This is a genomic window from Flavobacterium sp. 103 (assembly GCF_003096795.1).
Classification (GTDB): domain Bacteria; phylum Bacteroidota; class Bacteroidia; order Flavobacteriales; family Flavobacteriaceae; genus Flavobacterium.
This window is the reverse complement of record NZ_QENX01000001.1, coordinates 273,766-300,112: the sequence shown is the minus strand read 5'-3', so window position 1 is coordinate 300,112 and position 26,347 is coordinate 273,766. Positions and strand designations below refer to the sequence as shown.

The following is a 26,347-nucleotide window of genomic DNA, read 5'->3' as shown; positions in this document are numbered from 1 at the left end:
GCCTACAGTGGTCTATCCGCTTTTGCTGTTCCAAAGTCCAATGAAGGCTGACTTCCCATATACAATTTTAACTCACCACCTTTTACGATCATGTCGTGAGTGATGTATGATTTTGTATATGGTTCTCCGTTGTATTCCACTTTTTGTATGTACATATTCGTTTTGCTGTTATTTACTGCAGTCATTTTGAATGATACATTTTCTTTGTAATGAACAATCGCTTCATCAACTGCTGGACTTCCAAAAACGTAAGTTCCGTTTGCCGGATTCACAGCATAGAATCCCATTGAGGAAAGCACGTACCAAGCCGACATTTGTCCGACATCTTCGTTTCCGCAAATTCCGTCAATTTTGGTTGTGTAAAATTGGTCAAAAACCTGACGAACGATCTTGGCTGTTTTCCAAGGTTGCCCCACATAAGCATACAAATACGGAATATGGTGACTCGGCTCATTTCCTTGAGCGTATTGTCCAATTAATCCACTAATGTCTGGTGAAGCTTCCGCACCGGCTACTTTTTCACTTTGTGTAAATAACTGGTCGAATTTTTCGATGAATTTTTGGTCTCCGCCAAATAAATCAATTAAACCATAAGGATCCTGAGGAACCAACCAAGTGTATTGCCAAGCATTTCCTTCTACATAATCATCTTTACGGTGAGCGGAAGACATTGGATCAAAAGGCTCATTCCATTGGCCATTAGTCAATTTTCCACGCATGAAACCACTGTTTTTATCAAAATAGAGTTTGTATAATTCCGCTCTTTTTGTGAAATAAGCGTAATCTTCCATTTTATTTAAATCTTTTGCCATACGGGCAATGCACCAATCATCAATTGCATATTCTAATGCATTGGCAACAGTTTCGAATTGGCTGTCTGCAGGAATGTATTGTAGTTTTTGTATATAATCCATTCCGGCACGGGTTTGCATCGCTGTTTTTTTGATGGCTTCGTATGCCAGATTCACGTCGTAATTTCTATACCCTTTAAAATAGGCATCCACAATTACGGCTATCGAGTGATTCGCGTTCATACAATCGGTTTCATTACCCATCAAATGCCAAACCGGTAATCTTCCCTGTTGTTGGTAAATTGCTAAAAATGTTTTTATAATATCGTTGATTTTGTCCTCTTGGGTGATAGTGTAAAGTGGGTGAAGCGCACGATATGTGTCCCATAAAGAGAAGGTGGTGTAGTTTACAAAACCGGCATTTTTATAGATTTTTTTGTCTGTTCCTCTGTAATCACCATTTGCATCATTGAAAATTGATGGAGCAAACATCGTGTGATACAATGAAGTATAGAAAATTGTTTTGGTATCAGCATCAGCTTTGATGTCGATTTTTGACAAAGCTTTGTTCCATTTTGCGTCGGCATTTTGAACCGCTTTCGCAAAATCCCATTGTGGAATTTCGGCTTTGATATTTGCAACAGCATTTTCTACACTCACTGGTGAAATTCCCACTTTCACCATAATTACATTTCCTTTTTTGTTTTTGAAATCCAAAATGGATTTCATTTTTCGGCCTTCGCCCTGAAGACCATTTTTTACGGCAGTGCTATCATACAATGCAATATTTGAAATTTCTTCCGAAAATTCCATGGCAAAAAACAAACGTTGGTCATCGGCCCAACCTTTTGAATGGCGATAACCTACAATTGTTTTGCTTCCTGTTTTTTGAATCATAGTCTGTTTTGGACTATCCCAACCCACACCATCAGTAAGGTCAAGCAACACATGAGCTTCATCTTTCGAATTGAAAGTGTATTTGTGAAAACCAACTCTTTCCGAAGCAGTTAATTCGGCTTTTACATTGTATTTGTCCAAAAGAACACTGTAATATCCTGGCTTTACAACTTCATTTTGGTGTGAAAAAGTGGAACCATAACCGCTTGGGTCTTTTTTCTCCGCTTTGACCAAAGGTACTTTTCCCGTTGCAGGCAGCAATAGAATGTCATTCAAATCACCGATTCCAGTTCCGCTCAAGTGAGTGTGTGTGAATCCTAGAATTGTATTACTGGAATAATTATAGGCACTGCACCAATCCCAGCCTTCAAAAATGGTGGAAGGGCCCAATTGAACTGCACCGAAAGGAACATTTGCCCCAACAAAAATATGTCCATGACCACCAGAGCCGATGTACGGATTTACAAATTGGGTATAATTGGCATTTGGAGATTTTTTTGCTTTGCCCTGAGAAAAAACAGGCATTGCAAAAAACAAACTTGCCATTGCCAGAATTGTGCCTTTTAATTTGTTTGGTTGCATCTTTTTTATTTTTAAAATTATTTTATTTAGTTCTGCTCAAAACATCAAACAGCGAAGTAATTGTAATTACTGGTTTTGATGTTGGAGTTTGTATTGTGATGGTTTTTTCTTCACCCGCTTTCAAATCGAAATAATTATCACTCAATCTTCCAGTGTAACCTTTAATGTCAATCCACACATATTTTGCGTCTTTTGATGCTTTTAAAGTGATGTTATTGCCTTCCACTTTGAATGTAATTTGTGGATTTTCCAATTTCAAATCAATTGGACGTACTTTGTCGATTGTAGGTTTCACGTCATCTCTGTAGGCTTCTTTCACTGCATACCAGGCGGCTTTTGGCTGACGGTTGTAATAATCGGTGATACTCCAACTTGCCACTGGCCAACAATCGTTCAACTGCCACAATAAGGTTCCCATATTGTATGGTTCTTTAGAGCGGTGAATTCCGATGATGTTCTTAAAAGAATAATATTGTAAACACTGTGTCAAATACGTATAATCTTTTACCGACCAGGTTTTTACATTCGTTGTGTCCTTGAAATAACGTTTGATATAAGAATTTAGTTTTGTAAACCCTTTTCCGGCTTTTTGATGCGCTTTCAATACATCCGAATACAGTTTTCGATCCTCTTCTAAAGTAATTTTTTCAATTGTGGAATAATTTGGCATTGCTTGCATTCCGTATTCGCTTACAAAACGACCGGTTTTTTTGTGTACTACCTCAATGTCTTCTAATCCCCACCAGGTTCCCCAATAATGACTGTCGCCTTGTTTGATACTTTCCTTTTTGCCCCAACCAAAAAGAGGAGAACTGCTCACATAAGGACGGTACGGATCGACTTCTTTCACCCATTTCGGGATACTGTCCTGAAACAATCGTTTGTAATCGCCCCACAATTTGATAGAATCTTTTTTGTTCATTTTGAATTGTTTTTGCCAACCCCAATTTTTAAAAGCTTCATCTATCTCGTTATTTCCGCACCAAACCACAATTGACGGATGATGGCGTAAACGTTTTACTTGGTATTTTACTTCTTCTCTTACATTGTCAAAAAAGTCTTTGTCACCAGGAACCATTGTTCCGGCAAACATGAAATCCTGCCAAACGTAAATTCCGTTTTTGTCGCACAAATCATAGAAATAATCGCTTTCATAGATTCCGCCACCCCAAACACGAAGCATGTTCATGTTCGCGTCTTTTGCCGTGGCAATCACTTTGTCGTATTCTGCATTTGTCATTCTTGACAAAAATGCATCTGATGGAATGTAATTAGCACCTTTCATATAAACAGCTTTGTCGTCTATTTTAAAATAAAACGAACTTCCGGCAGTGTCTTTTTCCTGAATTAATTCATATTTACGAGGTGCTTTGTATTCTTCTTCAGTCTCCTTTTCATTGTAAGCTTCCAAACGAACGGCTTTCCAAATTCCGCAAGTGGTGAATTTTGGTCCCCAATCCCAGCCGAAATGATATTGTGCTTTACGTACATAACATCTTGGATTGTCTGGAATAACAAATGGCAAATCTTTTTTTGCCAAAGAATCCACCACATTTTGGGCAGATTTAAACACAATCTTCAACTCGTTATTCTCCGCTTTCAAGTTTTGTTTCACATCTGCAGACCATTGACGGAACATATTATTGGCATTCAAAATTTCTATTCCGTTGATATAAACGGTGGCATAAGTGTCCAATCCGTCAAAAACCAACAGATTATTTTCTTTTTTCAGAAATTCAGGAGAGACATCAAAAGTGGTTTTGTATTCCCAATCTTTTTTCTCAATCCAGACTAATTTTTTCTCGTTAGCACGATAAAACGGATCCGGAATCATTTTGTTTTTCAACAAATCGGTATGCACTTCGCCGGGAACTGTTGCAGGATGCCAATCATTTTTTGTTACTTCGGTAAACTGCCAACCTTTGTTGATTTCCATCGAAATTTTTTCCTGGTTGCTGGAGCAGCTTGTCCCCAAAAAGTACGTTGCCACTAAAAGGAGCAACACGCTTAAATTGTTTTTTTTGATTCTGTTCATTTTTTTGTTTTTTAACCACTAAATGTGAATTGGATATTTTTATTTTGTCTCTCCTTTTTCAGGTTGTAGGTCTTCCAAAATTGGTGTCTCGATAGATTTTACAGTCGTTTGAAGTTTATCGTTTTTTTGTTCGAAAATCACAATTTCATTAGCGCCTTCTTTCAACCAACAGCCAGGTACATATAATGTTTGTTGCGGCCCAACACTCCAATAGCGCCCAATATTGATTCCGTTGATGAACACAATTCCTTTGCCCCAATCACGCATATCAAGAAAAGTGTCTCCTTTTTTAGTCAATTGAAAAGTGCCTTGGTAAAGGATGGGTTGACCTGCTTTGGCATTGCTTTTGGCATCAACCAGATTCGGCATTTTGTCCATCGGTAGTGAATACATGTTCCAGTCGCCAGTGATTTTTTCACCGTTGATAATAACTGGAGAAATAATCCCTTTAGTACTGTTGATGATGTTTGCTCCGTAGTTAATGCGTCCCATATTTTCAACGATAATATCCAAAGTTGCATTGAAAGGGACGTCAATTGTGCACTCGTAATTTTTATAATAACTATTCAATTCGGCTACTTTTTGACCATTGACATACACAATTGCGTAGTCGCGAAGTCCGTTCAATTCTAATTTTCCGCTGATAGGCTGTTTGAATTTTTTGCTGTACCAAACATAACCATGCCCTTGATTCAATTCTTCAAAAGTCAATGGATTTTCGTTGTTTACCGGTTTTATTTTATTTTTCAATGATTCCAAAGTCACTGCTTTTGTCAATTTGATTTCAGGAATCGAAATCACATCTATTTTAGCGGGAACAGCTGGTGTCTTTGGCGTTTTCAATAATTCGCGTAAAGCATTGTATTTTTCAGTTGCCCAGCCTGCTTCACTTATAGGGGCATCATAATCATAAGTAGTCAGGTCTGGTTGAATATCGTGATTACCGTCGTAATTTGCTCCAGAAGTAAATCCGAAATTCGTTCCTCCATGAACCATGTAATAGTTGAAAGAAACACCTGCATCAAGGTACTTTTTAGTTTGCTTGGCTACAGTTTCGGCAGGAACTTTTGGGAAAGGCTCCGCCCAGTGATCTAACCAACCCGGATAGAACTCAGCGACCATATAAGGGCCTTTTCCGCCGTTAAATTTATTTACAACTTCTTTTAGTTTGTCAACATTGTCTTCACCATTTGCAGTAGCCAAAGCACCTGGAAGAGCTCCTTCGGCAAATAGCCAACTTCCATCTGAAGTAAAGAAAGGCACGTTGAAACCAACATCTTTTAATTGTTGGAAAACCGCTGCACTGTATTTTTTGTGTTCTTCTATCGAAATATCTTTGCGTTGGGCAACATAGGAGCCAAATTCATTTTCACCCTGAACCATGATAATTGGCCCGCCATTAGTCACTAATAAATTTTTCACTTGTCCGTAAAGTGCAGTGAAATACGATTTTGTCGCTGCCAAATATTGTGGATTGTTTCCGCGAATCACCATTCCCGGTACTTTTTGCAGAAACCATGGGTAACCGCCAAATTCCCATTCGGCACAAACATAAGGTCCCGGACGTAAAATCACGTACAGTCCTTCTTCTTGCGCAATTTTGATATATTCAGCGACATCACGGTTTCCGGTTTTAAAATCCCAAACTCCTGGTGATACTTCGTGATAATTCCAGAAAATATAAGTCGCCACAGCATTCAGTCCCATCGCTTTCATCATCTGCAAACGATTGCGCCAATATTCTTTAGGAATTCTGGCATAGTGCATTTCACCACTATGAATCTGGATGTTTTTTCCATCCAAAACGAAATTACCGTCTTTGATGGCAAAAGTGTGTTTTTTTTGTCCGATTGCATTCGAAATCAACAAAAAGAAAAGAAAAATGGAGAGAATATTTTTTTTCATTTTATAAAAATTGTTTTTTATTGGGAAAAACGATTATGTTTTAAGTTCACCACTAAAACGCTAATTTATGCTTGCAACATCTTGTTTTAATTAGCGAATTAGCAGTAAAATATGTTTTCTTTTTAATTTAAAAATTCAAGTGTTCTGGTTGACCAATCGTTATCAAAGAAACCGGTTACCTTCATTTCCGGTAAACTTTTCAAAAGTAAATCGGCTTTGAAAATCATCACATCTGGAAACCCCGTGATTCCTGAAATATAATTATTTGCCCAAGTTGCTTTCATTCCTGCTTCCGAAGTTCCTGCCACAACACCTACCATCGCCGTTTTGCTATCTTTTCTCGGTAACACAAAATAAGCAGCCAAATCATTTCCTTTTAGCACTTTGTCGCCCACTTTTACTTGTTGGTTGTCAATTTGAATTGGAGAATTTTTCAATAACAATTTCCAGGCACTGTTGTTGGAAGCATTTCCGTAAATCACCACATTCCTGTCTTTGTATTTTTCCAATGAAAATTCTTTGTCTGAAATCACATCAATACTTCCGTTTCCTCTGTAATAAAAAGTTTCTGCATCAAAACGGGCTCTGTTTAGATACCATTCACGCTCTGAGGCCGACCCACCAGTAGCATACACAAAAACGACGTTGTTATTGAACGCAAATTTGAATCCACCTTGACGATCAGCGTATTTTTCGGCTGTGTTGATTTCGTTTATCAAAGTCCACTTTCCGTCTTTTAAAGCCAGAATTGCTTTTTTATCTGATGCTGCTTTTACAGTTTGATCGTTGATATTTATCGTGATTTCTCCTTTAAATTCCAATGAAACCAAATCAAGTTCTAAGATAGAGACATTTTCTGTTTTTACTGTAATTTGTTGATTATCAATTTTTGCGTTGATGTTAGAAAAATCAAACGGACGAATTTGTTGTTGTAATTTTATCCAATAATCAGTTGAAGAGACCGCAGGAGTGGCTGTGTGGAAATCAATTTCTTTTACTTCTTTGTTTGTCGGAATCGTTTGGCGTTTAAAGAACTCAAAAATAGGGAACCAATCCACAGAATGATCACCATACCAATGTTCGCCACCCGGATATTCGTAATAGCAGAAATTCGGGTGAAAAGTGCTTAATATCTCACGCATTTCTCTCACTTGCGAAATTGGCACTGTCGAATCGGCATCGCCGTGAAGAACATAAACACCGGATTGTTTCAGGTTTTTAACGATACTTTTTACACGACCTGAATTGGCTGAACGTTTGATTGATTCAAAAGCTTTGAATTGATCGTGCATTTCATCGCCTTTATCTGATCCATAAGTTGAAATATCAGGGTAGGAGGCACAAGGTGCAATAGCAGCAAATTTATCAGGATAGGTAGTTCCCAGGAACCAGGTTCCATGACCACCCATTGAGTGACCTGTTAAGTAGGTTTGGGCAGGAATGGTGTTGAATATTTTTTTGGCTTCTGCTAAAACTTCCAACGCATCGATTCTTCCCCAATCTTCCCAGTTGAAACCAAAAGGGCGACGATTTGTCGCTGCAACAATGTGTGCCCAATCTTTTTGTTTGTAAGCACGTGCCTGATTTCGTGCTTCAACAGAAGCGCCGTGAACTGAAAGGATTAAGGCTTTTGGTCCGCTTCCCAATGCAGGAGCCACACTATAGTATTGAACGCTGTTATCTACTTTACTCACAAATGTACGTTCGTGGTGAACGGTTGCAGAACGTTGTTGAATCGGAACTTCGGTTTCGTCAATCACTTTTCCGCTTTTGTCCGAAAGCGTTATTTTCATTTTTAATTCACCGGTATAATCAGTTTTTGCAGCCGGAACTTTAAATTTTACTTTTCTGACAAACAAGGGTATAATTGCATCGGTTGCATAAGTTGCAATTTCACCACTTGACAATTTTGCAGTAATGGCAAGGTTTTTTAGGTCTTTTTCGGTTGCATTGATTACACGAACCGAGGCCCATTTTTCGTCTTTTTCACCATTAATAACATCCGGAAGTGTCAAATCGCGTTTGGTAAACAGTATGCTTTTTGAAGGGACAACAATTTTTGATTTCACACGTCCAAAGCGGCCTTTAGTATAAACAAATTCGTTCACGCCTTTGCGAAGTTTAAACGGAATCAAAGTATATCCAAAATCATAATGATCTCCTTCGTGAGGCATGCCGTTGATGTAAGTGCGTGTTCCGCCTGTAGTTTCCAAAAGAACGATTTGCTCTCTTGGTGAATTATATTCAGTAAAAAGAAAAGCCGATTTCATTTCTTTTTGGCTGAAAGCCCCGGCAGAATCAATTTTGATAGGCTGCCAGTCTCCTCTTTGTTTGTTTGGATTAATGAATTTTCCAACCGCATATTGCCAAGCGATAGGGTCTTGCCCGTTAAAAAGAGTGCCGGTTCTTTTCTCGGCAGGAAGAAAATAACCATTATTGAAATGGTGTAAAACGCTCCCTTCAGCTGTCGTTACAATTTTTTCTTTCCCAAAATATTCAACCACATTTCCGGTAACTTTTGTTTGTGCAATCAAACTAGTACTCAAAACAAGTAACGATATCATCAACTTTAGCCTCATTTTTTATCAAGTTTAGTTTTTATTTATTCTTGTTTTATACTTAATTGTCATCACAACTTTTATAAATCACCTTTCACTAAATCGGTTTAGTATAAAGGGTTAAAAAAATGGAAACACTATGATTTCCATTTTTAGATGAACAGCAATGATTCCCATGCTGTTGTCACAAATATAAAGAAATTAAATTCACTAAAACAATTATTTTTCTTTCTGTAAAATCATTTTTAAATTTTCTTAATATTTAGGTTAATAGCCTTTGGCTCTTATCAGAGTAATCGGATTTATTTTTGTTCCATTAAGTTTTTCAAACAAAATCCAAGTATTGTTGTCTTTTCCTTTTTCGAGAGTCCAATTTCTTTTCGGATTGGCTAGTTTTTTCTTCAAATCATCAGGGAAAGCATTTGCTGCCCTTGCATCTTCCCAAGTTCGGATTGCTGTGAAAATTTGATATTTTTGAGGGCAACTTTCTACACTTTTTTGATTGATTCCCAACATATATGTAGCTCCAATGCCAACCGATATGGCTTGAACATGTTCATAATCTTCCACTTTTGAAGATTTATCGATACTAAAGTTGCCTCCAAAAGTTGCTGGAAAATAATTGGCATAGGCCACATCACGTATGTCTTTACCTTCGCTGGTGGTACTTCTCCAAACACGTTTTTCTACATCATACATGTTTTTTCCGCCACCAACGTTCCAAACGCTTTGATAATGCCAAGAACCTTCGGAAAGGGTTGCTCCAGTAATCCTAATATAATCTATTTTGTGATAGGCGGCTCTGTCAAACATTTTTCTAAAGAAACGTTTTACACCATAATAGCCCTGACCTGTGTTGAACAGAAATTCCTGTCCGTCCAAATCCATAAAATAAATTCCGTTGATTTTAGCAACATCCGCATAATCTGCAGCAACGGCATCCTGTAAGTTCAAATCCGGAATCAAACCGTCATAGCCGTAGTTGATGGTTACCTGTAATTTATAAATAGCGTCATTCGCTTTATGGGAGGAAGGAGTTGTATCCCAATAACCTCTTTTTACATTCAAAAGGTGGTAAGGAGCGGTTTTTGAAACACCCAAATAATGAATAAGTTCTTTGCCAATCTTTACCATATTTAGGTTTTTGCAATGACCTTCCCAGCTGGCAATTTCGTCTAAATATTTGGGGTCGTTTATCGCTATAATCGTATCTGTTGCCGAAATTGATTTCACTAAAAGGCGCTTTTGTAGGTAACACAAACTGTCGCTTGGAATCGGGCTTGCATCTCTTGTACCTGGAGCCAAAGCCGTTGCAATTGTATGCCGGCCCATGAAAATTCCTTGTGCGTTCGAAATATCAGTGAACTCTTTGTGCGATTTATTTCCAGAAGTAAATTTGAAAGGTTTTGTTTCAAAATTTTTCCCGTCGATATAGCCTTTATAACTGCGGTTAACTTTATAATAAGGTAAATCATTCGCTTCGATGGCTTTAAAACCCAATTGTTTTGTATAGGAAACAATGCTGTCAAACAAATTGCCTTCGGAAGTTACATCGGGTGTATATCGAGCAGGATCTTTTACCCATTTGCCATTAACGGTAGGATAGGGAAGTCCTTCGGATACAACAATATTCTGAAGAACATCCATTAAGGCTGTGTTGTCGGGACTTCCCCAAAGCGCAATCGATGAACCGATATAATCAACTCCCGGAATTGGTGCAATTTCCTGGTGGTTGGGAATGTTGGTTGCCAACATTGGAATCAAAGAAAAGAAAATATCGCGTTTTTTGGTTCTGTCTTTTGAATGATAGGTTATGTAAACTTGTCCTTTGTTATCAATCATTGCCGCATTTCCATATAAAATTCTGTAATATTCTTCGGGATGACTGTAAAACGCCACGTCACTTATTCCGTCTCCTCCAATTGAGAATATTTGCCCTTCATGCAAATTTGCAGGCAAGGGAAACTTTATTTTATCAGGAGAGTGAATAATGTATTGAAAAGGGGCTGCCTCGCCTTCTGTATTTGCAATTCCGCCTGTAGTTTGATCGTTCAGCGCCATTGTTCCAATAGCATAATTAACAGCTTTGGTGGTATCTCTGGCTACACCAATGATTTCTCCAAACAAATTCGTAATATTTGTATGGTAAGAGCCCCATTGAATATCATCGATTCCTTCTCGTTTCGTGAGCGATTGAAGAGTTAATTTAAAATATTTTGTTTTTGGTGCCAGTACAACTTTTGCAACAGAACCATTTGAATAATTTAGTGTAAAAGTGTTGTTTTTCTGCTCGAATTTGGCTTGTTGAGGCTCGTAATATTTCTTTTTTGAACTATCATACAAACACATCAACGGAGATGGTTTGTCCGTTGGGCTGAACTCACGATTGGATGCTACCGTCGTGTTTTTCATGCTCGTAATAAATCCTTTGTCATTAATATGGATTTTGAAATAATTAGTATTGAAATCCCATTGAGCTTGGACTTTTAAACCAAATAGCAATTGCAATGCAATAAAAAATGTCAGATTGCCGAAAGTGAAAATTCTCTTTTCCATCTTTGTGTTATATAATTTCTGTTTTTTTAGAAAATCTAAATTACTTCTTAATTATTTTAGCGATTAGTTCAATTTTATCCATATTTAATTAGTAATTATCAATCCTGTCCGAAATAGAAAATCAACTTGTAAAAACAGACAATTTTATTGGGTTTGTATTTTGAACTGGTCATTTTTTCTGAAACCATTTTGTTGAATTTTGAATTAAAAGTTACTTCAAAAATGAAAATTGCAAAATAAAAATTGTGTCCTATTATATATGTATATCATTTTTGTATTTCCTGTGAAGACTATTTTTAGTCTTTTTTTCATTTGAATTCCTATCAAAAAAGCAATAACACTTGATGAGTGTATTAAAGCATTTTTCTTCAATTTTTTTGAAATATTCTAATTATTTCTAAAATAGCAGAATATTTAAGAGTGTTTTTTGATACTAAATGTTAAGATAATAATTGCTTAATTAATGATAATTTTGAGTTAAAATAAAACTTAATTATGCAATAACTTTATTTTTTTTAGATTGAGTCAAAATGCTGTGTCTGAAAATATAAAACGTTTTAGTTGATAATGTTATTTTTGGTAGGGTACGCCTTATTACTACTACTAAATCGTTATCGTTCAAGAGAAAAAATACAATAAATAAAAACATGAAAAACAGAATAAAACTTGTATTGGCCGCCTGTTGTTTTGCTACTGCGACTTTGTCACACGCACAAGGAGATATTATGGCCGAAAACGAAAAAACACCTTATGATTCTTATATTGCTCCAAAAGATGAGGCAGTAAAAGAAAATCTATCAAAATGGCAGGATTACAAATTTGGTGTTTTAATTCATATGGGGTTGTATAGCCAATTGGGGATTTGCGAATCGTGGGGTTTAGCTCCAGAAGATTGGGTCACCCGCAACGGTTATGATGATTATGATTCTTTTGCCTCTGATTATCGTGGTGCAAGATTTAGTTTGAATCCAACAAATTTGGATTCCGAAAAATGGGCAAAAATGTTCAAAAATGCAGGAGTAAAATATTTGATTTTTACATCCAAACACCACGATGGTTTTTGTATGTATGATTCGAAATTCACCGATTTCAAAATCACAAATCCAAATTTGCCAAACGCCAAAAACAAGAAGCCTGATGTATTGAAAAACGTTTTGGATGCTTCCCGTAAAGAAGGTTTATCGGTTGGAATTTATTTTTCAAAACCAGATTGGACTTCTCAGGATTTCTGGTGGAAATATTATCCTCCAAAAGACAGAAATCCAAATTACGATATCAAAGCATATCCTGAAAAATGGCAAAGCTTCGTAAAATATACCCAAAATCAATTGGATGAATTGACTACCAATTACGGTAAAGTTGACATATTGTGGCTTGACGGAGGATGGGTTCGTCCAGTTTCTACCGTAAAGGAAAACGAAGGAAAAAAAGGACGTCAGAATTTAGACATCAATATGAAACTCATTGCAGAAACCGCTCGTAAAAAACAACCAGGATTGATTGTAGTGGATCGTTGGGTGCCAGGCGAATATGAAGATTATCTTACTCCCGAACGAAAAGTGCTTGAAAAACCAATTCCTGTGCCATGGGAAAGTTGTGTTACCCTTGGAACCGATTGGGGATGGGTACCAAATGCAAATTATAAATCAGGTGCAGAAGTGATTCAATTATTAACTGGAATTGTTGCCAAAGGAGGAAATTTATTGCTTGGTGTTGGCCCTGACGGAAAAGGTGATTTTGAGCCAAAAATTCAGCAAACATTGGCCGAAGTTGGAAAATGGCTTGATATTAATGGAGATGCCATTTATGCTACAAGACCAATCGCACCATATTCTGAAGGTAATTTATATTATACTTCGAAAGGTGAAAAAACAGTTTACGGAATTTACCTTCCAACTGCAACTGAAAAAGAAATTCCTTCACAAATTGTCATCAAAAACAATTTAAAAGGGAAACTAAATGTTACGCTTTTGGCAAACAAACAAAAACTAAATTACAAAAACGTTACTGGTGGAATCAGTGTTATGATTCCTAATTCATTGAAGGCGGAATTGGTAAAACAAGGAGGAGTCACCATTAAAGTGAGTGCTCAGTAAATGGTATTTTGCTTGGATTGTTTTTCAATCGATCAATCATTAACTTTAATCTTTTTAACCTAAAATAAAATAGAATGGTAACCCAAAAATATTGTCTTGCATTAGACTTGATTGAAGACCCAACATTAATGGAAGAATATAAAAAATACCATGAAAAAATTTGGCCGGAAATCACAAAAAGCATCACTGGTTCAGGGATTGAAAATCTTGATATTTATTGCGTGGGCAACAGGATGTTTATGATTATTGAGGCCAATGAGACTTTTACTTTTGAAAGAAAAGGAGAGATGGATGCCAATAATCCGAAGGTTCAGGAATGGGAAGAATTGATGTGGAAATATCAAAAAGCATTGCCTTGGGCAAAAGAAGGTGAAAAATGGATGATGATGGATAAAATATTTGACTTGCATAAAAATGGATAATCCATTGTCAAATTTGAATAGAACGATAGATAAGAAGAATTAATAAGGATAAAGACGCAGCTTTCAGACCAAACTGGAAATCATTTTATGATAGTCAAAAAGGTTTATAAGTGGAATTTCAAATTCAAAAAAATATAGAAAATGAATCTCAATTTAAAAGACAAAATTGTAATCGTTACAGGTGGAGCAAAAGGAATTGGACTTGGAATCTGCAAAGTTTTGGCTTCGGAAGGAGCTATTCCTGTAATTGTGGGAAGAGTTGATGCCGATAACCAAATCGCTATCAAAGAAATTGAAGCCGAAGGCGGAAAAGCTTTATCTGTCGTGGCTGAATTAACTAATCCAGAAGAGTGTAAAAGTGCCGTTGACCAAGTAATAGCTCTATGTGGTCGCATTGACGGATTAATTAACAATGCCGGCGTGAATGACGGTGTAGGTTTGGAAAGTGGAGACTACGAAAAATTTCTAGCATCCATTCATAAAAACTTGGTTCATTATTATTTGATGGCGCAACACGCTTTGCCAGAGCTAAAAAAAACAAAAGGAGCAATTGTGAACATCGGCTCAAAAACTGCCGATACGGGACAAGGAAATACTTCGGCTTATGCAGCTTCTAATGGAGGGCGAAATGCCTTAACCCGTGAATGGGCAGTTGAATTATTGAAATATGGAATCCGCGTAAATTCGGTTATTGTTGCCGAATGTTATACACCATTATATGACAAATGGATTAAAACTCTTGAAAATCCAGAACAAAAATTAAAAGAAATCACAGATAAAATTCCGTTTGAAAACAGAATGACGACTGCGGAAGAAATTGCAAACATGACGGTTTTTTTATTGTCTGACAAATCGAGTCACACCACAGGTCAGTTGATTTATGTGGATGGCGGTTACACACATTTGGATCGTTCGTTGTAATCAATAATTGAAACCTTTATTTTTAATCTCAGACTTTTAACCAAAAATGAATTTTTCCATAGTAAAAGGCATGCTGTTTCTATTTTTCCTGATAACATTTGGTGTTTCAGGACAAGTTGCCGATACTATCAAAGTGACGCAATTTGGCGTGGAATCAAATAGTTACCTGAATTCCAGTAAAGGTATTCGTCAAGCTTTGGAAAAATGCAAAGGCAAACAAAATGTAGTTGTTCAGTTGCCGGGCGGAAGAATTGATTTGTGGCCTGAGGATGCGGTTAAGAAAGAAATTTATATTTCGAATTCGACAGAAAGTGATACTTTATCGAAAGTGAAAAACATTGGCTTTTTCTTTGACCATTTGAAAAATGTCACTTTAGACGGAAACAATACTTTGGTCATTTTGCACGGAAAAATGATTTCGTTTGCTTTGTTCAATTGTCAAAATATTGCCATCAAAAACATACAATTTGATTATGAGCGTCCAACGATGTCGGAGGTTACTATTACTTCGGTTTCACCATCTGCTATCAAAATAAAAATTCATCCCGATTCCATATATTTTATTGAAAATGGTAAAATCGGGTTTTATGGTGAAGGTTGGAAAAGTAATTCGTATCACACAATCTCATTGGATAAAGAAAAAAATCTGATGCGTTATTCTTCGTTTGCCCCGTTTTTTAAATCAAAAGCGATTCAGGAAGAAAACAGAACTGTTTTGTTTGAGGGTGATTTTACAAAAGAAAAATATAAAGTGGGAGATGTGCTTTCTATTCGTGATACTTACAGGGATAATTGCGGCGGATTTATCACATTAACTAAAGATATTGTTCTTTCGAATGTAAAAATGCACTTTATGCACGGATTGGGAATCGTTTCTCAATTTGCCGAAAATATTACGTTTTCAAAAGTTGTCGTTGTACCGCGGGAAGATTCTGGTCGTGTGATCGCTTCGTTTGCAGATTGTTTTCATTTTTCAGGATGCAAAGGAAAAATCTTGGTTGACGGTTGCAGAACATCAGGTTCACACGACGACCCGATGAATGTACATGGAACCCATTTAAAAATTACCGAAATTTCAGCTGATAAGAAGATAAAAGTACAATTCATGCACCATCAAACGTATGGATTTGAAGCTTTTTTTGCAGGTGACAGCATTAGTTTTGTAAGTCCACAAACGTTGAAACCAATTGTTTCCGGCAAATTGAAATCGGCAAAAATGATTGGTAAAAAAGATATGGAATTGGTTTTGGAGGGTGAAATGTCGAATAAAGTAAAAGTGGGTGATGTGATTGAAAATACGACTTGGACACCTGAAGTTACCATCCGTAATTCGAGATTCGAACGCACCAACACAAGAGGTTTGTTGCTGACTACCCGCAGAAAGGTATTGATAGAAAACAATACTTTTTACCGCACGGGAATGCACGCAATCCTGATTGCAAACGATGCTTCGAGTTGGTTTGAGTCGGGCGCTGTTGCCGATGTAACGATTCGTAACAACACTTTTGAAGAGTGTGCCTACAATTCGGGAACAATCATCAACATTGCACCCGAAAACCATGAATTAGTTGAAGGCTATTATGTGCATCGTAACATCCGAATTGAACACAATACGTTTAAGATTTTTGACAAACCTATTTTGTCAGCACGTTCCACTGATGGATTGTTTTTTTCGAATAATACAATCAATCAGTCTGATTTGCTTCCTGCCGAATCCAATGAAAATTCATTTGCCCTTACTGCTTGTAACAATGCAGTAATCAAAAATAACAAGTTTAACACAACTTGGAAACCGAAAATAGCAGCCTTTAAAATGACGAAGAAGCAAATTAAAACGGATATAAAAGATTTGAATATTAAATAAAGAATATTAACTAAATACCGTTCGTTTTTCGAACAAAACCAAATAAATAAATAAATGAATATGAACAAAAAGATGTTTTCGCTGAACAATTGCCTTGCTTTGGTATTTTGTTTGATGATGGGATTGTCTGCCTTTTCACAAAATACAACGATAAAGAGAATGGGTTCGACCGATACTCAGTCATTTGACGATAATTGGCTTTTTTCACGATTTGGGCTGCAAGCCGATGGATTGATTAAAGACGAGCCTAAGAATTTAGAAGCCATTTCATCCAACGAAAATAATTGGGAAAAACTGAATTTGCCACACGATTGGGCAATCAAAGGACCTTTCAGAATTGAATTAAGAGGTGAAACCGGAAAATTACCATGGAAAGGAATTGGTTGGTATCGCAAACATTTTACTGTACCAGCTTCAGATTCCGGAAAAGAGATTTTTGTTGATTTTGATGGCGCTATGGCTAATGCCAAAATCTATTTGAACGGAAATTATGTTGGAACCTGGCCTTATGGTTACAATTCTTTCCGCATGAATTTGACGCCATTTTTGAAATTTGGACAAGAAAATATCTTAGCCGTTCGCTTGGATACAGAAAATTGGGATTCCCGTTGGTATCCTGGTGCCGGAATCTATCGCCACGTTTGGTTGGTAAAAACTAATCCGGTGCATGTTGGTCATTGGGGAACTTACATCACCACTCCAAATATTACCAAAGAAGCCGCTGATATCAGAATGATTGTAAATGTTGACAATGCATCCAACCAAAATGTAAAAGCGGTGGTGACGACAGATTTATATGAAATGGATATCAACAATACGCCTAAATTAAAAGTAGGTTCATTAATTCGTTCGACAATTGAAATTAAACCAAACGCTACTGGAAGATCTGAGGCGCATTCAGTTTTAAACAATCCAAAATTATGGGATTTGAAAACACCAAATCGTTATTTGGCACAAACTAAAGTAACTGTTGACGGGAAAGTGGTGGATACTTATAATACTCCTTTTGGTGTTCGTACAATTGAATTTACACCAAGGAATGGATTCCTTTTAAACGGAAAAAGAGTTGAAATTCAAGGAACCTGTAACCACCACGATTTAGGGGCTTTGGGAGCTGCCATCAATACATCGGCATTGAAAAGACAATTGGTGATGTTGAAAGAAATGGGCTGTAATTCTTTGCGTACTTCGCACAATCCTCCAGCTCCTGAATTATTGGAATTAGCGGATAAAATGGGATTCTTGGTTTGGGACGAAGCTTTTGATGCTTGGAAAAATGGTAAGAAAAAATTGGATTACAACGTGATTTTCGACGAATGGCATGAAAAAGATTTAATAGCTTTAACTCATAGGGACAGAAACAATCCTTCGGTGTTTATCTGGTCAATTGGTAATGAAGTTCCAGACCAACAAAACGTTGCAATGACCAAACATCTGGCTGATATAATGCGAAGAGAAGATCCAACTCGTCCTGTTTCGAATGGTTACAATGATCCAGATGGAGGACGCAGTTCTGGTGCAGTTGTGGGATTGGATATTATGGGAGTTAATTATTTCTTTAGCCAACAATCTAAATGGGATGTTGATCCAAGATATGAGAAAAAGCCAACCATTGGTAGTGAAACTGCTTCAACAGTGAGTTCTCGTGGCGAATATTTCTTTGGTGACCCATATAATAAAATGTCTTGGCAAATTTCATCCTATGATGATGCATTTCCAGGTTGGGGGTGTTCACCAGATACCCAATTCCGTACCAATGCCCAATTGCCTCATTTATTGGGTGAATATGTTTGGACAGGATTTGATTATTTAGGAGAACCAACACCTTATAATTCGGATGAAACTAATCTGTTAAACTTTAGAACCGATCCTTCAAAACAAGCAGAATTGGAAGCTAAATTGGCAGAATTGCAAAAAAGCAATCCGCCTTCAAGAAGCAGTTATTTTGGAATTATCGATTTGGCCGGTTTCCCAAAAGACCGTTATTACAGCTATAAATCTCATTGGAGAGCGGATGTACCAACAGCTCACATACTTCCTCACTGGAATTGGAGCGAACGTGTTGGGCAAATTGTTCCTGTACACGTTTATACATCAGGAGATGAAGGAGAATTATTCCTTAATGGAAAAAGTCTTGGAAAAAAGAAAATGGAAGCAGGAAAAGATTTCCGTTTAATTTGGGACAATGTGGTTTACACGCCAGGCGAACTTAAAGTTGTTTGTTATAAAAAGGGAAAAGTATGGGCGACCGATGTCGTTAAAACTACCGGTGCTGCTACAAAATTGAAAATGTCTGCAGACAGAAACGAAGTACTTGCAGACGACGTTGATCTGGTTTTCGTAACTGTGGATATTGCCGATAATGCTGGTTTGATGGTTCCTCGTTCCAATCAATCAGTTAAATTTTCAATTGAAGGAGCTGGAGAAATCGTAGCAACCGACAATGGTGATGCTACTAGTTTTATTCCTTTCCAAAGTCACGAACGACCTGCTTACAACGGAAAAGTTTTAGTGATTGTAAAAGCTAAAAAGGGACAAAAAGGACAATTTACCGTGAAAGCAGAAAGCGCTGGATTACAAGCTGCTTCGACAGTTATCAGAATCAAATAAAAAACAAACTCAAAAAAGATATAAACTATGATAAAGAAATTAATATTTGGGGCTCTACTTATTGGAACTTCGATAGTGGGTAATGCGCAGAATAAAATTCAAGCGAAAGATATTGCTGAAAAAATGAAATGGTTTGAAGACGCTAAGTTAGGAATCTTCATTCACGCCGGAATTTATTCGGTGGCGGATGTTTCGGAGTCTTGGAGTTTTCATAACGGAAACATTTCTGTTGAAGATTACATGAAACAACAAAAAGGGTATAATTTAAGTAACTATGATCCTGCTGCTTGGGCAGAAATGATTAAAGATTGTGGTGCCAAATATTGTGTAATCACAACCAAACACCACGACGGTGTGGCAATGTACGACACCAAATTAGGTAAATTGAGTTCGGTAAAAACGTGTGCTGCCAAAAAAGACATGATAAAACCTTTATTTGAAGAGCTGCGCAAACGTGATGTGAAATGTGGTGCTTATTTTTCATTAATCGATTGGACACACAATGATTATCCAGGTTTTCTAAAAGATAAGGAACGTTATGATATCAAAAAAGAACCAGCTCGTTGGGAACGTTTCCAAAAATTCTTCCAAGGACAAATCAAAGAAATATCTGATTGGTACAATCCTGATTTGTGGTGGTTTGATGGTGACTGGGAACACAGCGCCGATGAATGGCAAGCTGAAAAAACACGTAAAATGATGTTGGACAGAAATCCAAATACAATCATCAACGGTCGTTTGCAGGGATATGGTGATTATGACACTCCAGAACAAAATTTTCCAGTGGTGCGTCCTGCATTTAAATGGTGGGAATTATGTATGACCATGAATGAAAACTGGGGTTATCGATTAAGCGACAACAATTGGAAAACACCTTATGAAATTATTACCATTTTTGTGGATGCGGTTTCAAACGGAGGAAACTTATTATTGGACATTGGACCAAAACCTGACGGAACTTATCCTGAAACAGTTGTTTCTACATTGAAAGAATTAGGGGATTGGAACAGAAGAAACGGTGAAGGAATCTTCGGGACTATACCTGGAATTCCACAAGGGCATTTCTACGGGCCAACAACACTTTCTAAAGATTCAACAACACTTTATTTATTTGTTCACGGAAAAACTTCTGGACAAGTAATGTTGAAAGGATTGGACAACAAAATTCAGGACATTACTGTTTTGGGATCCAATGTGAAGTTGACTCATAAAGTGGTTGGTAAAATCTCTTGGAGTGCAGTTCCTGGATTGGTTTACATTGACTTGCCAGAAACCGCTATCGATAAATATGTGACTTGTATCAAAGTAACATTAGACAAGCCGATCAAATTATACAGAGGTCAAGGTGGTTTCTTGACCAATTAAAAAGAAATGAAAATGTCATCTTCATTCTTTGGAGATGGCATTTTTTTATCAAATTTATTTAATCGATTTAGTAATCAATTAGCTTGATTTGTAAATGATTAATAAAAATAAATGTTATCTAGAATATGAAAAAAACAGTTTTAATTTTAACATTTTCGCTTTTACCTTTTTTGGGAATAAGTCAGAAAAAAAACAAATCAGAGACTCCAAAGGTTGATGAAGTTATCGTCGTTTTTAAAACCCATTTTGATATTGGTTACACCGATTGGTCCGATAATGTGAGGTACAATTATGCCAATTCGATGGTGACCAGTGCGCTGAACACTATCGAACAATCTAAAAACTTACCCAAAGACCAACAATTCAAATGGACGGTTTCGGGCTGGCCAATGAAAGAAATGCTTTTGAAATCAAAACCGGAAGTAAAAGCGAAGATTGAGAAAGCCATAAAAGACGGAAATCTTTTTGTTCATGCTTTGCCTTTCTCGATGGAAACAGAATCTGCCGATTTAGAACCTTTAGTTCAATCATTAGGTTATGAATCTAAAATACATCGCGATTTGGGGATGCCTTTGGCTATTGACGCCAAAATGTCGGATGTGCCGAGCCATTCTTGGATTATACCTACAATGTTGAATAATGCAGGAGTGAAATTTTTGCACATCGGCTGTAATCCGGCTTCGAGGTCGCCTCAAGTTCCTTTACTGTTTTGGTGGGAAGGCCCGGACAAATCCAAGTTGATGACTTTCTATTTTGGAGAATATTATGGAACAAGTCCAGCACCTCCAAAAGAGTGGAATCATAAAACCTGGTTGGCAATCATTCAAACCAACGATAATTCTGGTGCACAGTCTTATGAAGAGTACAGAGCAGCTGTAAAAGAAATTGAAAAGCTTAATCCGGGTGCCAAAGTTAGAGTGGGTAGTCTGGCGGATTTTTACAATACCATTACTAAAGAAAATCCAAAACTGGAGACCATCAAAGGAGATATGCCAGATACTTGGATACATGGTTATATGTCAATGCCACGCGAAATGAAAGCGAGTCGTGCTTTGAGTAAATCGACTTTGAATCTGGAAGCATTCAGTACTTTATCAACGATTTGGGGACAAAAAGAAGAAGAGCCAATACAAAAAATCGTAAGCGAATCTTTGGAAGGTATTCATTTGTTTGATGAGCATACGTGGGGATTGTCCATGAGTCACGGTCATTCAGGTTATTGGGCGTATGGCAATGAATTTGAAAAACTGCGTGCCAAAGGTTATTATGATGTGATTGAATATTCATGGAAAGAGAAGGGAAATCATATCACTGGTTCCGAAAAATTTATTTTGCCAACATTCAGCAGAGAATTAAAACGTTTGGCGACAGCTGTAAATGTTGAAGGTGACCGTATTGTGGTGTACAATCCGCTTCCATGGGAACGCAACGATATGGTAACGGTTCAGACAGTTACTTCTTTTAAAAAATCATTGAAAAACGTAGCGACTGGCGAAATCATTCCGATTATCAAAAACAAAAATATTCTGCAGTTCCAGGCGAATCAAATTCCTGCAATGGGATATGCAACATTTGTTTCCACTGATGAAGAAGCAGCTACTGCAAAATCGAATTTATCTTTTGATACTGAAAAGGGAATAATGGAAAATGTGTTCTTCAAAATCACTTTCGACAAACAAAACGGAACCATCCAATCATTGATTGATAAAAAATCAAATAAAGAGATGGTGAATGCCAATTCGGAATACAAATTTGGGCAATACATCAACGAAAGATTCGCCAAAACGCAAACCGATAAATATGCCAAAGATTACATCAAAGCGGGTTGGGACTGGGCGTATCAGGAATTGGGACGAATCAATCTTGATGATTCTCCTTATAAAAGAGCTTCAGGAAAAAATGCTGAAATCGAATTCTCTAAAGATGCATTGTCGGTTTCGGCTACAATGAAATTTAAAGGCGATTCCGATTTAAATCACAATTACACAATGGTTTTTACTTTGTATGAAAACAAACCTGCGGTAGAAGTAATTTGGAGTATTAGCGGAAAGCCTGCGGAAGCTTGGCCTGAAGGCGGATGGATCAGTTTTCCTTTCAACATTGAGAATGCTCAGTTTAAGTTGGGACGTTTGGGAGGTATAGTTGATCCTACGAAAGATTTTATAAAAGGAACAAATCAGGATTACGGTTTCATCAATACTGGTGTTGGAGTGTTGGATAAAAACAATCAGGGGTTTGGTGTAACATCGGCTGATGTGCCGGGAGTAAGTTTGGATCGTCCGGGATTGTGGAAATATTCGACTGATTTTGTGCCACAAAAGGGAAATGTGTTTTTCAATTTGTATAACAATCAATGGAGTACCAATTTTACCGAATGGGTAGAAGGTTCTTGGACAGCAAAATTCTATTTGTGGAGCATTGATAATTATAAAGATGGAAGTTCAATCGTTGTTCCTTCTGAGGAAATCAGAAACCCTTTAATGGTATCATATGCCAGCGGGGCAGCCGGCAAAATTGCGGCTTCTGCCAAAGGAATTTCGGTTTCTGAAAAAGGAGTTTTGGTGACTTTCTTCGGAAAAAACAGAGATGGAGAAGGTGACTTGATCCGACTTTGGGAGCAAAACGGAAAAGATACTGTTTGTACCTTGACTTTACCACAAGGCGGGACCTACAAAACAGCACAATTCTGTAATTTGAGAGGAGAAGAAAAAGGAGAAGTATTGTCTGTTTCAAACAATACAATTCAAGTAAAATTGAAAGTAAACCAACCGGTTTCTTTGATTTTAAAATAATGATTAATTATAACTCGTTGAGTAAATTTAAACAGCATTAGTTTTTTAAACACATAGATACATAGAAATAAACGCCCTATTTAAGGGAATAATAGAAATAAAACTATTTTCCACATAGCTTGACTATGTGAAATGAAATGTCTATAAGGTCTTTTCAAATTTTATAATTTCTATGTCTCTATGTGTTAAAAATCAAATATATAATTGCGCCTTACTGGTTAGCCAATAGCAAAGACATGAAGAACAAAGCACTTTTACTATGTTTCCTTTTGGGAACTCCGATGTTGTTTTCCCAAAACACGCCAAAGTACAAAAATCCAAAATTACCCGTGGAAGAACGCGTTCAGGATTTATTGTCCCGAATGACGCCGGAAGAAAAATTCTGGCAGATGTATATGATTCCGGGCGATTTGTCGGACGGTACCGAGAACTATAAAAATGGAATTTTCGGTTTTCAGGTAAGTGCGAAAGGAAGTGCTGATGCAGGTAACCAAATTTTGGATTACAGTGCTGCGAGTACCGCTCAGGAAACGGTAAAATTGATTAATAAAATACAGAAACATTTTGTTGAAAAAACGCGTCTTGGCATTCCGATTATTGCTTTTGACGAAGCATTACACGGATTGGTAAGAGATGGAGCAACTGCTTTCCCGCAATCTATTTCATTGGCGGCGACATTCGACACAGGATTGATGAAACGTGTTTCGACTGCCATTGCATTGGAATCCAAAAGTCGGGGTATTCGTCAAATTTTATCACCCGTTGTTAATCTTGCCTCTGATGTTCGTTGGGGACGTGTGGAGGAAACCTACGGAGAAGATCCTTTTCTTTCTTCCAAAATGGGTGTCGCTTTTGTGTCTTCTTTTGAAGAAAGAGGAGTAATCACAACTCCTAAACATTTCCTGGCAAATAGCGGAGACGGTGGTCGTGACAGTTACCCGATTGATTACAACGAGCGTTATTTGGAGGAATATCAACTTCCACCTTTCAGAGCTTGTTTTACGGAAGGCGGAAGCCGAAGTGTAATGACTTCATACAACACCGTGAGTGGCAGTCCCTGTACTGCCAATGATTGGTTGTTGAACAAAAAACTGAAAGGTGAAATGAATTTTAAAGGATTCATTATTTCGGATGCCAATGCCGTTGGGGGAGGAAATGTGTTGCATTATACAGCCAAAGATTACCCAGAATCAGGAGCCAATGCCATCAATAACGGTTTGGATGTGATATTCCAGTCGGCTTATGAACATTATAAACTATTTCAACCGCCTTTCCTTGACGGAAGAATCGATGCAAAAAACATCGACGAATCGGTGGCAAGAGTGTTGCGATTAAAATTTGAATTGGGACTGTTTGAGCATCCGTATGCCGATGAAAAAGAAACCAATAAATGGAACGGAAATCCTGCCCATAAATTATTGTCCAGAGAAGCCGCCGAAAAAGGGATGGTTTTGTTGAAAAATGAAAATAAAGTTTTGCCTTTACAAAAAAACATTAAATCAATCGCTTTAATCGGAAATGATATTACCGAAGGACGATTGGGAGGTTACAGTGGACCCGGAAACGGAAAAGTGAGTATGCTTGACGGAATTAAAAGCAAACTGGGGAAATCGGTGGCAATCAATCTAGCCGGAGGTTGCGCAAGAAAAAGCACCGAATATGTTCCTGTTCCAACGAGCAATTTATTCACTGTTGAAAAAGGAAAATCAGTTAACGGATTATCTGCCGAATATTTCAATAATGTGCAATTGACGGGAAGTCCCGTTTTGACGCGATTGGACAACGCAATTAATTTTGATTGGACATTATATTCGCCGGATCAGGCAAAAATTAACTATGATTTTTATTCTGCCAAATGGAGTGGAAAAATCAAATCACCAACTACAGGAACTTACAAAATAGGTTTTGAAGGGAATGATGGTTACCGTTTGTATTTGAACGGAAAACTAATCATCGACAATTGGAAAAGCCAAACGTATTCAACAAAACTGGTTGATTTTAATTTTGAAAAAGACAAAGAATATGATATCAAAGTGGAGTTCTTTGAATCGCAAGGATATACCAAATTCAAATTGGTTTGGAATGTTGGTGTAAACAACGATTGGCAAAAGAAAATTGACGATGCTGTGGCTGCAGCCAAAAAATCTGATGTGGCGGTGATTGCTGCCGGAATCGAAGAAGGTGAGTTCAATGACAGAGCCTATTTAGGTTTGTTGGGACATCAGGAAGAATTGATCAATGCCGTGGCAGCAACAGGAAAACCTGTTGTGGTGCTTTTGGTGGGCGGAAGTGCCATCACAATGGACAAATGGATCAACAATATACCGGCGATTTTGGATGTATGGTATCCAGGAGAAGACGGAGGTAATGCCGTAGCGAATATCCTTTTTGGCGACAAAAATCCTGCTGGACGTTTACCAATTACTTTCCCTGTTTTTGAAGGGCAATTACCTTTGGTTTATAACCATAAACCAACCGGCCGTTCGGATGATTATACCAATTTGAACGGAGCGCCTTTGTTTCCTTTCGGATATGGATTGAGCTATTCGACTTTCGAATACAGCAATATGCGATTTGACAAAAAACAAATCGGAAAGTCCGAAACCACAAAAGTCTATTGTACCATTAAAAACACCAGCAATGTTGACGGGGATGAAGTGGTTCAATTGTATGTGAGAGATGTTTTGGCATCAATTGCTCAGCCAATCAAGCAAATGAAAGGTTTCCAGAGAATTTCGCTGAAAGCTGGCGAATCAAAAGAAGTTTCGTTTGAAATCAACAAAGAAACACTGCAAATGCTGAATGGTGACATGAAATGGGTTGTGGAGCCGGGTGATTTCAGAATCATGATTGGGGCTTCTTCAAGAGACATCAAATTGAGAGATATTCTTAACGTTACGGAATAATTATAAATGCTATTCAAAACCTTTTAAGGATTTATTTGAAAGAGGAA

At 37.4% G+C, this 26,347-nt stretch carries 13 protein-coding genes; 8 read left to right on the top strand and 5 right to left on the bottom strand.

Going from position 1 to position 26,347, the window contains the following annotated elements:
- Positions 1–2: 2 nt before the first annotated feature.
- The 5 genes from C8C85_RS01120 to C8C85_RS01100 all read right to left on the bottom strand — a co-directional run bounded on the left by C8C85_RS01120 (position 3) and on the right by C8C85_RS01100 (position 11,324).
- The gene (locus C8C85_RS01120) at positions 3–2,270 is read right to left on the bottom strand and encodes a GH92 family glycosyl hydrolase (RefSeq protein WP_243412024.1); all 2,268 of its coding nucleotides are present in this window, start codon (positions 2,268–2,270) and stop codon (positions 3–5) included.
- A 22-nt stretch (positions 2,271–2,292) separates the two neighbouring features.
- A complete protein-coding gene (locus tag C8C85_RS01115; RefSeq protein ID WP_165818079.1) occupies positions 2,293–4,305 on the bottom strand; it encodes a beta-mannosidase in 2,013 nt (670 codons plus the stop codon).
- Between the two features lie 39 nt (positions 4,306–4,344).
- On the bottom strand, positions 4,345–6,210 hold the full coding sequence (locus C8C85_RS01110) for a glycoside hydrolase family 35 protein (RefSeq protein WP_116795426.1): 1,866 nt from the start codon (positions 6,208–6,210) through the stop codon (positions 4,345–4,347).
- A 122-nt stretch (positions 6,211–6,332) separates the two neighbouring features.
- Positions 6,333–8,789: a prolyl oligopeptidase family serine peptidase gene (locus C8C85_RS01105; protein ID WP_207786914.1), complete on the bottom strand. Its 2,457-nt coding sequence runs from the start codon at positions 8,787–8,789 to the stop codon at positions 6,333–6,335.
- A gap of 246 nt (positions 8,790–9,035) precedes the next feature.
- The gene (locus C8C85_RS01100) at positions 9,036–11,324 is read right to left on the bottom strand and encodes a hypothetical protein (protein ID WP_116795424.1); all 2,289 of its coding nucleotides are present in this window, start codon (positions 11,322–11,324) and stop codon (positions 9,036–9,038) included.
- Positions 11,325–11,971: 647 nt separating this feature from the next.
- On the opposite strand from C8C85_RS01100, the gene C8C85_RS01095 reads away from it, so the two are divergent.
- From C8C85_RS01095 to C8C85_RS01060, 8 genes are all read left to right on the top strand, one after another.
- Complete coding sequence (locus C8C85_RS01095; RefSeq protein ID WP_116795423.1) at positions 11,972–13,420, top strand: alpha-L-fucosidase; 1,449 nt, start codon at positions 11,972–11,974, stop codon at positions 13,418–13,420.
- 74 nt (positions 13,421–13,494) lie between these two features.
- Complete coding sequence (locus tag C8C85_RS01090; protein ID WP_116795422.1) at positions 13,495–13,842, top strand: L-rhamnose mutarotase; 348 nt, start codon at positions 13,495–13,497, stop codon at positions 13,840–13,842.
- Positions 13,843–13,983: 141 nt separating this feature from the next.
- On the top strand, positions 13,984–14,763 hold the full coding sequence (locus tag C8C85_RS01085) for an SDR family oxidoreductase (RefSeq protein WP_116795421.1): 780 nt from the start codon (positions 13,984–13,986) through the stop codon (positions 14,761–14,763).
- A gap of 46 nt (positions 14,764–14,809) precedes the next feature.
- Positions 14,810–16,627 (top strand): right-handed parallel beta-helix repeat-containing protein, encoded by a 1,818-nt coding sequence (locus C8C85_RS01080; protein ID WP_116795420.1) that lies wholly within the window; start codon positions 14,810–14,812, stop codon positions 16,625–16,627.
- Between the two features lie 54 nt (positions 16,628–16,681).
- Complete coding sequence (gene galB / locus C8C85_RS01075) at positions 16,682–19,237, top strand: beta-galactosidase GalB (RefSeq protein ID WP_207786913.1); 2,556 nt, start codon at positions 16,682–16,684, stop codon at positions 19,235–19,237.
- A gap of 27 nt (positions 19,238–19,264) precedes the next feature.
- On the top strand, positions 19,265–20,602 hold the full coding sequence (locus C8C85_RS01070) for an alpha-L-fucosidase (RefSeq protein WP_116795419.1): 1,338 nt from the start codon (positions 19,265–19,267) through the stop codon (positions 20,600–20,602).
- Between the two features lie 125 nt (positions 20,603–20,727).
- Complete coding sequence (locus C8C85_RS01065) at positions 20,728–23,394, top strand: glycoside hydrolase family 38 C-terminal domain-containing protein (protein ID WP_116795418.1); 2,667 nt, start codon at positions 20,728–20,730, stop codon at positions 23,392–23,394.
- 236 nt (positions 23,395–23,630) lie between these two features.
- On the top strand, positions 23,631–26,300 hold the full coding sequence (locus tag C8C85_RS01060; RefSeq protein WP_116798324.1) for a glycoside hydrolase family 3 C-terminal domain-containing protein: 2,670 nt from the start codon (positions 23,631–23,633) through the stop codon (positions 26,298–26,300).
- The last annotated feature ends 47 nt before the right edge of the window (positions 26,301–26,347 follow it).

Excerpts from the sequence above, each read along its gene's own strand:
- C8C85_RS01120 (WP_243412024.1), bottom strand. The coding sequence starts at position 2,270 with ATGCAACCAAACAAATTAAAAGGCACAATTCTGGCAATGGCAAGTTTG.
- C8C85_RS01070 (WP_116795419.1), top strand. The coding sequence starts at position 19,265 with ATGATAAAGAAATTAATATTTGGGGCTCTACTTATTGGAACTTCGATA.
- C8C85_RS01100 (WP_116795424.1), bottom strand. The coding sequence starts at position 11,324 with ATGGAAAAGAGAATTTTCACTTTCGGCAATCTGACATTTTTTATTGCA.
- C8C85_RS01080 (WP_116795420.1), top strand. The coding sequence starts at position 14,810 with ATGAATTTTTCCATAGTAAAAGGCATGCTGTTTCTATTTTTCCTGATA.
- C8C85_RS01085 (WP_116795421.1), top strand. The coding sequence starts at position 13,984 with ATGAATCTCAATTTAAAAGACAAAATTGTAATCGTTACAGGTGGAGCA.
- C8C85_RS01115 (WP_165818079.1), bottom strand. The coding sequence starts at position 4,305 with ATGAACAGAATCAAAAAAAACAATTTAAGCGTGTTGCTCCTTTTAGTG.
- C8C85_RS01090 (WP_116795422.1), top strand. The coding sequence starts at position 13,495 with ATGGTAACCCAAAAATATTGTCTTGCATTAGACTTGATTGAAGACCCA.
- C8C85_RS01060 (WP_116798324.1), top strand. The coding sequence starts at position 23,631 with ATGAAGAACAAAGCACTTTTACTATGTTTCCTTTTGGGAACTCCGATG.
- C8C85_RS01095 (WP_116795423.1), top strand. The coding sequence starts at position 11,972 with ATGAAAAACAGAATAAAACTTGTATTGGCCGCCTGTTGTTTTGCTACT.
- C8C85_RS01105 (WP_207786914.1), bottom strand. The coding sequence starts at position 8,789 with ATGAGGCTAAAGTTGATGATATCGTTACTTGTTTTGAGTACTAGTTTG.
- C8C85_RS01110 (WP_116795426.1), bottom strand. The coding sequence starts at position 6,210 with ATGAAAAAAAATATTCTCTCCATTTTTCTTTTCTTTTTGTTGATTTCG.
- C8C85_RS01065 (WP_116795418.1), top strand. The coding sequence starts at position 20,728 with ATGAAAAAAACAGTTTTAATTTTAACATTTTCGCTTTTACCTTTTTTG.
- galB (WP_207786913.1), top strand. The coding sequence starts at position 16,682 with ATGAATATGAACAAAAAGATGTTTTCGCTGAACAATTGCCTTGCTTTG.